At 32.9% G+C, this 12,326-nt stretch carries 9 protein-coding genes and 1 pseudogene; 7 read left to right on the top strand and 3 right to left on the bottom strand.

Annotation, left to right across the window (positions count from 1 at the left end; translation table 11 throughout):
- Positions 1 to 450 precede the first annotated feature (450 nt).
- Positions 451 to 1,968, top strand: coding sequence for a 2,3-bisphosphoglycerate-independent phosphoglycerate mutase (gene gpmI, locus P5P89_RS13000; protein WP_278008716.1), 1,518 nt, complete (start codon positions 451 to 453; stop codon positions 1,966 to 1,968).
- 66 nt (positions 1,969 to 2,034) lie between these two features.
- Here the strand turns inward: gpmI and P5P89_RS12990 are convergent.
- Positions 2,035 to 3,287, bottom strand: a pseudogene (locus P5P89_RS12990) (DUF445 domain-containing protein).
- 189 nt (positions 3,288 to 3,476) lie between these two features.
- Between P5P89_RS12990 and map the strand changes: the two are divergent.
- The 6 genes from map (at position 3,477) to apaG (ending at position 10,403) form a co-directional block, all read left to right on the top strand.
- The gene (map, locus tag P5P89_RS12985) at positions 3,477 to 4,295 is read left to right on the top strand and encodes a type I methionyl aminopeptidase (protein WP_278008714.1); all 819 of its coding nucleotides are present in this window, start codon (positions 3,477 to 3,479) and stop codon (positions 4,293 to 4,295) included.
- Between the two features lie 171 nt (positions 4,296 to 4,466).
- Positions 4,467 to 4,769 (top strand): GxxExxY protein, encoded by a 303-nt coding sequence (locus P5P89_RS12980; RefSeq protein ID WP_340696479.1) that lies wholly within the window; start codon positions 4,467 to 4,469, stop codon positions 4,767 to 4,769.
- A 41-nt stretch (positions 4,770 to 4,810) separates the two neighbouring features.
- Entirely contained in the window at positions 4,811 to 5,584 is a 774-nt protein-coding gene (locus P5P89_RS12975) for a class I SAM-dependent methyltransferase (protein ID WP_278008713.1), read from the top strand.
- A 120-nt stretch (positions 5,585 to 5,704) separates the two neighbouring features.
- Positions 5,705 to 8,605: a DEAD/DEAH box helicase gene (locus tag P5P89_RS12970; RefSeq protein WP_278008712.1), complete on the top strand. Its 2,901-nt coding sequence runs from the start codon at positions 5,705 to 5,707 to the stop codon at positions 8,603 to 8,605.
- 75 nt (positions 8,606 to 8,680) lie between these two features.
- Positions 8,681 to 9,934 carry a type IX secretion system plug protein gene (locus P5P89_RS12965; RefSeq protein ID WP_278008711.1) on the top strand — a complete coding sequence of 418 codons (1,254 nt, stop codon included), beginning with the start codon at positions 8,681 to 8,683 and terminating at the stop codon, positions 9,932 to 9,934.
- Between the two features lie 82 nt (positions 9,935 to 10,016).
- On the top strand, positions 10,017 to 10,403 hold the full coding sequence (gene apaG, locus P5P89_RS12960) for a Co2+/Mg2+ efflux protein ApaG (RefSeq protein WP_110348906.1): 387 nt from the start codon (positions 10,017 to 10,019) through the stop codon (positions 10,401 to 10,403).
- Here apaG and pdeM read toward each other — a convergent pair.
- The gene (gene pdeM / locus P5P89_RS12955; RefSeq protein ID WP_278008710.1) at positions 10,400 to 11,035 is read right to left on the bottom strand and encodes a ligase-associated DNA damage response endonuclease PdeM; all 636 of its coding nucleotides are present in this window, start codon (positions 11,033 to 11,035) and stop codon (positions 10,400 to 10,402) included. The genes apaG and pdeM overlap by 4 nt on opposite strands.
- 80 nt (positions 11,036 to 11,115) lie before the next feature.
- A complete protein-coding gene (locus tag P5P89_RS12950; RefSeq protein WP_278008709.1) occupies positions 11,116 to 12,174 on the bottom strand; it encodes an alpha/beta hydrolase in 1,059 nt (352 codons plus the stop codon).
- Between the last annotated feature and the right edge of the window lie 152 nt (positions 12,175 to 12,326).

The raw sequence follows: 12,326 nt of genomic DNA, 5'->3' as shown, positions 1-12,326 counted from the left end.
TTTCGTTTAGGTTATACATAATTTGAGGTAGGGCAAATGTAAAAATTATTTATAATTATGTAACCTTGACATCACTAAATTAGGTGATATTTATTCAAACTTTAACAATTAATCGCAATAGAAGTTAATGAAACTTAAACATTTGCTTGTTTTTTGCAGGAATTTACGTTGTTTTTAAAAAATCTTCAATTATAATCAAATAATATCTCCAGAAAAGTTTTTTCAAAGAAATTTAAAGAAATGAAAGAAATTTAAACACCAGTGGATAAAACTCATTTATGCATAAATGCAGTTTAAATCCGAATTGAGTTATGCATTAATTTTAAAAAATAAAAGCTTCTTCAACTAAATTATTATTTTTTCATCCTGTTCATTTTATAAAACATAATTGTAGCAATCACTACTTGCGTGTTTTAGAAATGGTTTATCTTTGCCAAAAACTAAAAACCAATGAACAAAAAAGTAATACTTATGATTTTAGACGGTTGGGGAAAATCTCCTGACCCTAAAGTATCTGCAATAGACAATGCAAATGTTCCTTTCATAAACAGCCTCTATCAACATTACCCTAGCGCTCAGCTTCGTACCGACGGATTAAACGTAGGTTTACCTGAAGGCCAAATGGGAAACAGCGAAGTAGGTCACATGAATCTTGGTGCCGGAAGAATTGTTTACCAGGATCTGGCTAAAATAAATTTAGCAGTAGCACATCAGACACTTGCAAAAGAACAAGTTTTAGTCGATGCTTTTACTTATGCTAAAGAAAACAATAAAAAAGTACACTTTTTAGGATTAGTATCTGATGGAGGCGTACACTCTCATACCTCACATTTACGCGGACTTATTGATGCTTCTCAGGAATATGGTTTAGAAAATGTATTTGTTCACGCCTTTACAGACGGACGTGATGTTGATCCAAAATCAGGAGCTAAATACATTCAGGATTTAGAAAACCATATTAAAGATACTCCGGTAAAAATCGCTTCAATTATTGGTCGTTATTATGCAATGGATCGTGACAAACGCTGGGAGCGTGTAAAACTAGCTTATGATTTGGTTGTAAATGCAATAGGAACTCATTCAAAAAATGCTGTCGCAAGTATTCTTGAAAGCTATTCAAAAGATATTACTGATGAGTTTATCGAACCAATCGTAATGGTTGATGAAAACGAAAAGCCATTAGCTACAATTGTAGAAGGTGATGTCGTAATATTCTTCAATTTTAGAACCGACAGAGGCCGTGAACTTACTGAAGCATTGTCACAGCAGGACTTCCACGAGCAAAACATGCACAAATTAAACTTATATTATGTAACGCTTACCAATTACGATGAAACGTATTTAAACGTAAAAGTGGTTTACAATAAAGACAATATTACTGAAACGCTTGGTGAAGTTTTAGAAAAAGCCGGCAAAAAACAAATTCGTATCGCCGAAACGGAGAAGTATCCACACGTAACCTTTTTCTTTTCAGGAGGAAGAGAAGTACCTTTTGAAGGAGAATCACGTATTTTAAGAAATTCTCCAAAAGTGGCAACTTACGATTTACAGCCAGAAATGAGCGCTTATGAATTAACTGATGCCCTTGTTCCGGAATTAAACAAAGGGGAAGTAGATTTTGTTTGTTTAAATTTTGCTAACGGTGATATGGTTGGACATACCGGAATCATGGAAGCCGCAATTAAAGCTTGTGAAGCTGTTGATGCCTGTGCAAAACAAGTTATTGAAGCCGCTCTTGCAAACAACTATACTACCATTGTAATTGCCGATCACGGTAACTGCGAAACAATGATTAACCCAGATGGAAGTCCAAATACAGCACACACAACAAATCCGGTGCCGATTATTCTGGTTGACAAAGAATTAAAAAATATTCAAAATGGTGTTTTAGGCGATATTGCACCAACTATTTTAGAATTAATGGGCGTTCCACAACCTGAAGCTATGACTTGTCATTCATTATTATAAAAAACCACTTATTTTATTTTAATAGTAGAGAGACAAGTTTTAGGATTTGTCTCTCTTCGCTTTTATTTACATTACAAAATAATGGTAAATCCATTCCACGCCATAAATTATAAGACCGATAAATCCGCCTACTAAAGTTCCGTTGATTCGGATATACTGAAGGTCTTTTCCGATTTCAAGTTCTAATTTTTCAGAAACCTCTTTTCCGTCCCAACTTTTCACAGTGGAGGAAATTAAATCTCCTATTACCTTTTTATTATTCAGAAGAACAGAAAGCAAATCATTTTTAATAAAATTATTGATTTTATCCACCATTATCACATCCTCTTTGAGTCCGTTTCCAAAGTTCTGAATCAGACCAGCTATATTTTTTCGGATTGAAGACTCCTCTCCTTTCTCCAAATCATTTGTAATTGATAATTTTATTTCATCCCAGATTCCATTGATGTAATCCTGGACTTCTTTTTTCCGGCAAAACCAACAATCACATTATTGATTTTGATTCGCATTTCTTCTGAGTTTTTTACTTTATGAAGGAAATCCGAAATATATTCGTCAATTTTTATTCTTACAGCACTGTCTGGATTTTTGGCTTCATCAAGAAACTCCTGCAACCCATTAAAGATACCTTCCGAAATGCTTTTATCAGCAAGGCCAAAACTTAAAAAAGGTGTAGATTGTTTTACTTTCTTTCTAATCAAATCTTTATTATCACTTAGTTCACCACTCATCACTTCAAGAAGATTGGTCAATAATTGGTCTTTTACATTGCCCTTTTGCAGCGGTTCCAATGCTAATGCCACCCAGTCCCCAAAATTTATCGCTTCTAATTTTTCTTTAAACTGAACCTGAATGAATCGTTTTATATCTTCATCTTTTATTGTTTTTAAAACACCCGGAATAAGATTTAAGGCTATAGCATCTGCTACCTTATTGGCATTTTCTTCCTGCGAAAGCCAGTCAGATGCTTTTGTCGCAAAATTGAATTCGTCTAACTTAATTTCCAGTTTCTCACGATTCAGAAATTCCTCTGACACAAAACTTCCTAAATTTTCACCAATTTCGTTTTTCTTTGTCGGAATAATTGCGGTATGCCAGATTGGTATTCCCATCGGATGGCGAAATAAGGCTACCACTGCAAACCAATCGGCAATCCCGCCTACCATTGCTGCTTCGCTAAAAGCCTGTAGCATAGGAATTTTAAAATAAATGGCAATTATAAACAACAGAACTGCTAGACCCAAAAGTGCCAAAGCATTTCTCTTCATTTTCCTAAGAGCGTGTACTTTATCAATATCCTGATCTGTAATAGTTTTCATGATTAAAGAGGTTTTACTACTAATTTATGCCTTTTTTCTGAAATCCTCTTTTAAAAAAATGTTAGAATTCACCAAAGTATTAAGTTTTCACATCAAATTATCGAAATTCCCCTTCCAATTAATTTCAAAATCAACTTTAAAAAAATAAGATTTAAAATTGTACTTTTGCGAACTGAAAATCTGAAAAATATGATTATCCCAAAAACCCGTGAGGAAATAGAATTAATGCGCGAAAGTGCCTTGATCGTATCAAAAACATTAGGAATGATTGCTTCTGAAATTAAAGAAGGAGTCACTACACTATATCTTGACAAGTTAGCCGAAGAATTCATTCGTGATCACGGTGCCGTTCCAAGTTTTCTTGGTTTGTACGATTTTCCGAATTCGCTTTGTATGAGTCCGAATGCTCAGGTCGTTCACGGAATTCCGAATAATACGCCTTTGCAGAATGGTGATGTTATTTCGGTTGATTGCGGTGCTTTCAAAAACGGATATCATGGAGATCATGCCTATAGTTTTGAGATTGGAGAAGTTGCTCCTGAAACCAAAAAACTTTTACAGGTAACCAAAGAATCTCTTTACGTAGGAATCAGGGAATTTAAAGCCGGAAACCGTGTTGAAGATGTTGGAAATGCTATTCAGAAATATACGGAGTCTCACGGATACGGAGTTGTACGTGAATTGGTTGGACACGGATTAGGTCAAAAAATGCACGAAGCTCCTGAAATGCCTAATTATGGTAAAAAAGGAAGAGGAAAACTTTTCGTTGAAGGAATGGTCGTTGCCATTGAACCTATGATTAACATGGGGACAAAGAACATCAAACAGCTTAAAGATGGTTGGACAATCCTGACTGCTGACGGAAAACCAAGTGCGCATTTTGAACACGATGTTGCTTTAATCGACGGCAAACCGGAAATTTTATCGACTTTCTATTATATCTATAAAGCTTTAGGAATCGAAAGCAATGAAGAAGATGAATTTAGAAGAGTGCCTTTAGTATTGTAAGTTATTCCACAGAGATTCGCAAAGATATACGCCAAGATTCACAAAGTTATTTATTTTACACGCCTTTAAATGTTTGAAGAAAACAATGAATCTCGTAATAAATTAGATGCAATTACATATAAAATTATTGGTTTAGCTATTGAAGTTCACAAATAGCTTGGTCCGGGTTTATTGGAATCAGCTTATCAAGAATGTTTATTTTATGAAATTGTAAATTCTGGCTTGATCGTTGAAAAAGAAAAAATCTTACCAATAATTTATAAAGATATCAAACTTGATCATGGATATAGAATTGATTTACTGATTGAGAATACAATTGTGATTGAGTTGAAAACTGTCGAAGCATTTACAGATGTTCATTTTGCACAAATATTGACTTATTTGAAACTCGGAAATTATCCATTAGGATTACTCATTAATTTTGATTCAAAAATTTTAAAAAATAATATAAAAAGATTTATAAATACTTTGTGAGCCTCTGAGCTAACTTTGTGTAACTCTGCGAAACAACCCCAATGAAAAAACTATTCAAATTAGTACTTAATACAATCCCTCGTCCATTATTAATCCGTTTGAGTTATGTGGTGCGCCCAATTTTAGCTTTATCATTAAGAGGAAGCAAATTTACTGATCCTATTGATGGAAAAAGCTTTAAATCCTTTTTACCTTACGGATACGGAAAACAGCGTAATAATGTACTTTCTCCAAGTACACTTTCTCTGGAAAGACACCGTTTGCTTTGGCTGTATTTAAACGATCAGACTGATTTTTTTACAGCACCTAAGAAAGTATTGCATTTTGCTCCGGAACAAGCATTTTACAAAAGATTCCGTAAGCAGAAAAACCTGGATTACACTACAACTGACTTACTTTCGCCTTTGGCAGACGTAAAAGCAGATATCTGCAATTTACCTTTCAAAGACAATGAATATGATGTGATTTTATGTAATCACGTTTTAGAACATATTCCGGACGATACCAAAGCGATGCAGGAATTATACAGGGTTTTAAAATCAGGCGGAATGGCAGTTTTACAGATTCCACAGGATTTATCCCGCGAAGTTACTTTTGCAGACGATTCTATCACAGATCAAAAGGAACGCGCCAGAATATTTGGACAGTACGATCACGTTCGTGTATATGGTCGCGATTATTTTGATAAATTGAGAAGCATTGGTTTTATTGTTATCGAAGAAGATTACACCAATAAAATTGCACCCGAATTGGTTGAAAAATACTGTCTGGCAAAAGGCGAAATTATTCCGCTTTGCTTTAAACAGGAAAACTAATTTTTTTCACCATATAAGTGATATAAGTTCATTTAAAAAGCGTTTTCAAATTATTTCTATTTTGAAAACGCTTTTTTTAGCCCAATTCCCAAATTACAAGCCTAACCAAATCTTCAAACCTTGGAACCTATTAAATCATTTCAGTTCTGTTTTGACATTAGTTTTGAAAAAAATCTGAATACCTATATCCCCACAGCCTACATCGTTAAGTATACCAGCGAAATCAAATATCTTGACAAAAAAGCTACAAAAGATGTGTTGGATAGTTTCGGAATTGATTTTGATGATTTAGATTCCAATACCAAAAAAATCCTTACAGCCTGTGAATCCTTAAAACCTGAATTCATTTTCAGGAAGTTTGGTGCCAAAATCAAATCTGCAAAAACAATAGCTGATCTGCAAAAAGATTCAAAAATTGAGTTTGCAATGCGTCAGTATTTAAAATTTAATTTAAGTTCTTTTTACGATTTAATTGTGAAAGAACAATTCCCACTATCTTTGAATCTGGGGCCTGAAAAAGACTTTTATCGATCAAGAATTGCTACCGAACCTCTTGATTTTGAACCTCATATTCAATTTAACAAACATTCCGAAGGCATCACTTATACCCTTTCTTTAAAAGAAAACAAAACTACTTTTTTACCGATGAATAGTAGTATTACCATTCTTTTGGATGAGCCGGGATGGTTGGTTATTGATAAAAAATTAGGACAATTAAAAGAACTGAATGCTAAAAAACTGACACCGTTTTTAAAGAAAAAATCAATCGAAATTCCGTCTAAATTAGTGGATGATTATTTTAAAGGATTTATACCCGAAATAGCCAAAAAGATTGATATTGAAGCTACGGGTTTTGAAATGGAGGTTCGTGATCAGATCATTTCGAGTACAATTCAGCCTGTTTATGATTTCTTTAAAAACTGTTATTACCTCAATCTTTATTTCGATTACAACGGCTACGTTTTTGATGCCGGCAAAACCAAAAAAACACATTCTTTTGTGGATTTTAGTGTTGCTAATGAGCCCAAGATAATTCAGTTTAAAAGGAGTGCTGTAGAAATTTTATACACCAAAAAATTACTAGAAATTGGTTTAGTTAAAGTCAAAAACGAACTATTTGGACTTGAAACAGAAGTGAATGATCCTTATATCAATATTCAGTTAATTATTGACAATAAAGAGAAACTTGAAAGTTTAGGTTTTACGATTCAAAACCTAAAACTCGAAAGCAAAGAAATTATTACAGAAAGCAACACTGTTTCGATTGCAAAAGAAACAAAAGCCGATTGGTTTGATATCAAAATTATCATAACGATTGGCAATTATAAAATCAACTTCAGCGAAATAATTCCGAATATAAAAAGCAAGGAAAGGCTTTTCCAATTGCCTAATGGAAACTATTTTTTAATTCCATTAGAATGGTTCAATAAATATGGTTCTTTGGCAAAACTGGCCAAAACAGAAAATGGAGAACTGCTTTTACGCAAAAGCAATTTCACAGCTTTAGACGGAATTTCAGAAATCGACAATGATTTGGACCAAATTCATAAAGCCGAATTTACATCTTCAGATTTGCTAAAAGCAACTTTGAGACCCTATCAAATTGATGGAGTAAAATGGCTTTTAGGTCATTTCAATTCTAATCTTGGAGCTTGTCTCGCCGATGATATGGGACTTGGAAAAACATTACAGACATTGGCTGTTCTGGTTTCCGTTCAGGAACAATTAGGCTTTACAACCAAAACTACCAATTTTGATTTGTTCGCAAATGAAACAACTGTCGAAAGAGAACCGCTTAAAGCTTTGATTGTTCTTCCCTCTTCTTTAGTTTTTAACTGGTTTAATGAGGCTGGAAAGTTTACACCACACTTTTCTAAAATGCAATATGTGGGGAATGACCGAAAATTTTTAGTAAGCAGATTAGATTCTACCGATTTAATTTTTACAAGTTACAGCATCGTTCATCGTGATATTTCAATTTTAGAAAAATACGATTTTCGTTATCTGATTTTGGACGAAAGTCAATACATCAAAAACAAAAATTCTAAGATTTTTAAAGCCATTAATAAAATCCGTACAAGTCACAAAATAGCGCTGAGCGGTACACCGATCGAAAATTCGCTTGATGATTTATGGTCGCAGATGCAGTTCATAAATCCGGATATTCTGGGAACTTATAATTTTTTCGCAGAAAATTTTAAAATTCCTATTGAGAAAAAACAGAATGAAGAAGTTTTAACCGAATTAAAAAACCTCATCCAGCCTTATATTTTGAGACGAACGAAGGAACAGGTTTTAAAAGATCTGCCAGAATTAACAGAACAGATTTATTACTGCGACATGGATCCGGAACAGGAAAAATTATACGAAAAAGAAAAATCTAAAGCGCGTAATTTCCTGCTTAAAACCGACGGTTCAAGTCCGGATAAAATCAGCATCATTAACACTTTGATGAAATTGCGACAATTGAGCAACCATCCTAAAATGGTTGATGCTGATTCAGAAATTGACTCCGGAAAATTTATTGCTGTGACGAATTATCTTGAAAATTTAGTCAAAGCAAAACAGAAAGCGATTATTTTTAGTTCATTTGTTACGAACCTGAATTTCTATACGGACTGGTGCAAACAAAATAAAATAGAGTTTTGTGAAATTACAGGAGAAACTCCAGCCAGTAAAAGAGAACAGCAAGTTAAATTATTCCAAGAAAATAAAAATCGATTATTATTCTTTATTTCGCTAAAAGCCGGAGGTGTCGGATTGAATATTACCAAAGCTTCTTATGTTTTATTTTTAGATCCATGGTGGAATCCTTTTGCAGAAAAGCAAGGAGTTGCACGAGCACATCGAATTGGTCAGCTAAATAAGGTCAATGTGATCCGTTTTATTTCGAAAAACACAGTCGAAGAAAAAATTATTACTCTTCAGGAAAACAAAAAACTGTTATCTGATTCGCTTTTAGAAGAAAGCTATATTAATGACGAACTTGAAGGCAACTTAGGCTATATTTTAGGTTCTTAATAGTTAAATCCAACACGAGGGTATCTTTTTCATTATATAAAATTGTTATATTTACAATCTTACAATCTATATAAGATGCCGAAATTTTTATATATAAGCTTTGCTTTTCTTTTTAGTTTGACTTTAGCGAAAGCTCAGGAAAAAGAAATTGATCCTCCTTACAATATTAAAACTGTTTCTTTTGTACAGAACGGTAGCAATGTGGTTCCAATATTCGAATTAGGCTCCACATTTCAATTGCAGTTTGATGATTTATTTGGCAACGAAGCCAATTATTATTTTGAAATTGTACATTGTGATTACAACTGGAAGCCTTCTGACATCCCAAAAACAGATTACATTCTTGGTTTTGACAATCAAAGAATTATGGATTATACCAACTCTTTTAATACGCTTCAGATTTATTCACATTATCGCCTTAGCTTTCCTAATCAATTTGCTACACAGTTGAAAATTTCAGGAAATTATATGCTGAAAATCCTCAACGAAGACAGGGAAGTTGTTTTCTCCAGAAAATTTATTTTATATGAAAACCACTGTACAGTAGCTGCTCAGATAAAACGTAGCCGAAACTTAACCAATATTAATGAAAAGCAGAATATTGATTTTTCGATTTCTTCAAATGATATTGTTTTTCAGACACCTTTACAAAACGTAAAAGTACTTTTACTGCAAAACGGAGATTTTAACACTAGTATAAAAAATATTCGACCACAATATACAATTGGCAATCAATTGGTTTATAAATATGACGCTGAAACACAGTTCTGGGGCGGAAATGAATTTTTATATTTTGAAAACAAGGATATAAGAGCGGCCAATAATAATGTTGCAAAAGTGAGTTCAACCAGTGATATTTACAGTTCGTTTTTATATACAAGTCCGGCAAGAGCCAATCAAATTTATACAGTTTATCAGGATATAAACGGAAATTTTGTCGTCAAAAACATCAATGGTTCTAATCAGGAAATTGAAGCCGATTATGCCTGGGTATACTTTTCATTGTCAGCTCCAGCATTTCGATTAAATAAAGACATTTATATTACAGGTATGTTCAATAATTATAGCTTATCTCCAGAATACAAAATGGATTATAATGCTGACAAAGGGATTTATGAAAAAGCAGTAATGATCAAGCAGGGTTTTACCAATTTTCAGTACAGGGTTGCTGACAAAAAAGGCGTAATTGATTTTGAGAATGCTGTTGACGGAAATTTTTACCAGACTGAAAACGAATACACTATTTTGGTTTATTACCGTGAAAGTACGGACCGCTACGAAAGAGTTATCGGCAAGGGTAATGCTAATTCATTGAATATTATTAACTAAAGATTCTAAAAAAGGATTTCAATCCAATCATTTTTTTTTGTAAGTTTGCACATATAACACACACATATATACTACGTTAGTTATGGTTTCTCAAATAACAAGAGGCATAAAAATATCTGTTTTGACTAGTTTTGAAGGTACTTACTTCAAGAACTACAAGATTCATTTTGCCTTTAGCTATGTTGTTACCATAGAAAATCATAGTAAAGATTCAGTACAGCTAACCTCACGCCACTGGGAAATTTTCGATTCTCTTAACGACCTTGAAGTTGTTGATGGAGAAGGCGTTATAGGAAAAAAACCAGTTTTAAAACCAGGTGAAAATCATACTTACAGTTCCGGTTGTTTGTTATCATCTCCTTATGGTGCAATGAAAGGTCATTTTAATATGATTAATTTTACTACAACCAAAATATTTAAAGTAATAGTTCCTACATTCAGAATGTGTGCTCCATTTGCTTTAAATTAATTTAAGGCAACTTCTATTACTTTTTCTTTTGTTATAGCATAAACTTTGTCGTTTTCTGTCGGAATTAAAAAAGAATTTCCTGTAAATTCCCCAAAAGCCGGAAAAATCAATTGATTTGGTTTCAGAAAAAAACAAGGTAAATTTAAAGATTGTCGCCCTAATCCTCTTAGTTGTATCGCAGGATGAATGTGTCCGCAAAAATTTAAAAGCCCTTCTTTTTCAGTTGGATGATGTGTCAGTAAAAAATCATCAATAATTAATTCATTATAAATTTCAATATTAACTTCTTCATAATTCCTTTTTGAAATGATATCATGATTGCCTTCCACTAAAATTACTTTCTGCGAATGTTCTTTTATCCATTCTGTAAAAAGCTCCCATTCTTTATTGATTTTACTGTGAAATAAATCTCCTAAAAAAACAATAGTTACAGAGTCAAATAGCTCTAAAACTGTTTTTAAACGATTAAAGTTTTCAAAAATCGCATCTTTCGGAATTCCAATTCCGTGTTTCCTAAAATGAGTCACTTTTCCAAAATGAACATCAGAAATCAGAAGTATCTTTTTTTCTTCCCAAAAAACAGCACCCGACTGATGCAAAATAAAATTCTGATTATTTATTATAATATTCATTGTTTTTCTCCGATAGAAATAAAAAGGAAAATAATAAAACCCCCAATTCATGAGATCGGAGGCTATTTAATGTAAAAATACTAATTACAATTAGCAATTCTTGGATTATTAATTGATCCGCATTGAAAAGAATATTTACTTTGAGGATATAATGGTGAAGGATTATCTGTTACTATTAATGGTGATAAGGCTTGTCCATTAAACTCCGGCATTGTTATTTGTTCTTTTGAGCCATTTCCAAGTGCAATATTTTTAGCTGCAGCGTTTCCGTTAAAACTATAGTCTATCATTGCGTCAAGTAATCTGTAAATTCCATAATAGTCATAAGCATCATATGAAGTTTGAGTATTCGGAAGATTGTGCTCAGCAGTATAGGTAAAAGTTGGTAAAACCGATTTCTTAATTAAAATGAAATCCTTTTCAGAATTTGAAATATTGATATTTTTAAACATATCAATTGCTAACCTGTGATCGTTGACAATATCATCATCATAAACCTCACTAATTAATTTAGTATTTGCAGGAAAATTTTGAAGTTCAGCTTGCGAAATTTGATAGGAATACCATTGAGCCATTGTAAAAATAAAACGACCGTTTTGTCCCCAGCCTTCATCTATAAATCCTTTATAAGCCAAAGCAAATGAAGCTCCCCCTCCAAAAGAATGGCCCATGAAGCCAACTTTTTTTGTGTCAATTATATTTGGATAATCTGTAACAGCCTTTTTAAAACTTTGCCATAATGTATTGTATCTTTCATCAACAGTAACGCCAGAGGTTGGGTAAGGGGCAAAAACAACGACATATCCTTTTTTTGCTATAAATTCATATAAACCTATATTGTAGGCACTCTCTTCTCCTCCAAACGGATGTGAGTAAAATATAGTTGGTTTTGCCGAAGTTATTCCCTTTGGATAAAATATTTCAACATTTTTTCCATTATACAAAGGGCTTGGAAAAGCAATTTTCGCAACACTATAATTTCCATCTGAACCATATCCTGTTTTTGGCCTTGAGATTGGCCCTGCCAAATCATCATTAACATAACCAGAATCCTGACCTGATCCATCTGGATCATCATTTTTTGAGCAGGAACTAATTAAAAAAAGAGACATAAGAATAAATAGTAAATGTGGTTTCATATTTATATTTTAAGATTATTAAGGTAAGACTGAGAATATATGAAACAGTTTAATTGATTTTGCTTTTTTATCAACATTTCTTCAGTCAAAATCAACATATTCAATTTAAACGTTACAATTATCAAATTTTACTTGCAAAAATATCTTCAGTA

Origin of the sequence: Flavobacterium gyeonganense (genome assembly GCF_029625295.1) — a bacterium.
Classification (GTDB): Bacteria; Bacteroidota; Bacteroidia; order Flavobacteriales; family Flavobacteriaceae; genus Flavobacterium; species Flavobacterium gyeonganense.
This window is presented reverse-complemented; position numbering and strand designations above follow the sequence as displayed.

Excerpts from the sequence above, each read along its gene's own strand:
- gpmI (WP_278008716.1), top strand. The coding sequence starts at position 451 with ATGAACAAAAAAGTAATACTTATGATTTTAGACGGTTGGGGAAAATCT.
- map (WP_278008714.1), top strand. The coding sequence starts at position 3,477 with ATGATTATCCCAAAAACCCGTGAGGAAATAGAATTAATGCGCGAAAGT.
- P5P89_RS12975 (WP_278008713.1), top strand. The coding sequence starts at position 4,811 with ATGAAAAAACTATTCAAATTAGTACTTAATACAATCCCTCGTCCATTA.
- P5P89_RS12965 (WP_278008711.1), top strand. The coding sequence starts at position 8,681 with ATGCCGAAATTTTTATATATAAGCTTTGCTTTTCTTTTTAGTTTGACT.
- apaG (WP_110348906.1), top strand. The coding sequence starts at position 10,017 with ATGGTTTCTCAAATAACAAGAGGCATAAAAATATCTGTTTTGACTAGT.
- pdeM (WP_278008710.1), bottom strand. The coding sequence starts at position 11,035 with ATGAATATTATAATAAATAATCAGAATTTTATTTTGCATCAGTCGGGT.
- P5P89_RS12950 (WP_278008709.1), bottom strand. The coding sequence starts at position 12,174 with ATGAAACCACATTTACTATTTATTCTTATGTCTCTTTTTTTAATTAGT.